1 protein-coding gene is annotated in these 268 nt (G+C 70.9%); it reads right to left on the bottom strand.

Annotated features, from left to right (window positions below; all coding sequences use genetic code 11):
- Nucleotides 1-268: hypothetical protein (locus tag ACLEQD_RS45395; RefSeq protein ID WP_410392075.1), on the bottom strand; the 268-nt coding region annotated here is incomplete at both ends.

Raw genomic sequence — 268 nt, 5'->3', positions numbered from 1 at the left:
GGTTCGCGCGGGCTTCAAGCTGGGCGTACGTCAGCGAAGCCTCTCCCAGGACCAGGGCGACGGCGTCGGGTGTGCGCTGCGCCTGCCGGGCGAAGTGGACGTGGACAGGGACTTCCGTCGGGCTGGCGGCGGCCGTGTCATTCCACTCCACGAGGATGCGCTGACGCTCGTCGCTGGAGAGAAGGGACAGCTCCGCCACGGGCTGCTCGGGACTCGCGGCCACGGCCTCCAACAGCGTGCGCAGGTGGCTCGCCATCCGCTCGACGGT

It is taken from the genome of Corallococcus sp. 4LFB, from assembly GCF_046520365.1.
Classification (GTDB): domain Bacteria; phylum Myxococcota; class Myxococcia; order Myxococcales; family Myxococcaceae; genus Corallococcus; species Corallococcus caeni.
The sequence above is the reverse complement of the archived record's forward strand: the minus strand, read 5'-3'. Positions and strand labels throughout refer to the sequence as shown.